We start from the raw sequence: 506 nt of genomic DNA on the forward strand, positions 1-506 counted from the left end.
TTGCTGGTCCTGGTGGTGCAAGTTCTACAAAAGTATTCAAGGCTTCCAAAGATAATATTCACAGTTCAGCAGGAGACATTCTCACCTTCAAATGGTAAGCAATTAAATACAGATAATTAATTGCTGAATTACGATTCCAGAATTTCCACTTAACTCTCGCTTTAGAACAACTGATTTTCCGAAGCTGTATATAAAAGAGAACAGTCAAGCAGATTAACTTTCTGGAATCTTCCATTTTTTTTCATTCATCAAGCAACAAGAAGCTCAAAACAAATTCAACTCAAATCAAAACTACGAGGTTTTCAATCATGTCTGACGCATTATTTATCGAATTGTCTGTTGAACAACAAGAAGTTGTCGCTGGTGGTTTTGGTTTGTATAGCATACCAACTGTAACTGAGGACAATTATGCTAACTACAACTTGAACAGTAAGGCTGTTATGTTTGCTACTACAGCAGTTGCTGGTCCTGGTGGTGCAAGTTCTACAAAAGTATTCAAGGCTTCC

The 506-nt window shown here is 37.0% G+C and carries 1 protein-coding gene; it reads left to right on the plus strand.

All coding sequences use genetic code 11. The features are described 5' to 3' along the window. Positions 1-308 precede the first annotated feature (308 nt). On the plus strand, positions 309-506 hold a 198-nt coding region (locus ACM0OZ_RS49210; protein WP_414590216.1), incomplete at its 3' end, for a CTB family bacteriocin.

Origin of the sequence: Scytonema sp. PCC 10023, from assembly GCF_963920835.1 — a bacterium.
Lineage (GTDB): Bacteria > Cyanobacteriota > Cyanobacteriia > Cyanobacteriales > Nostocaceae > Kalymmatonema.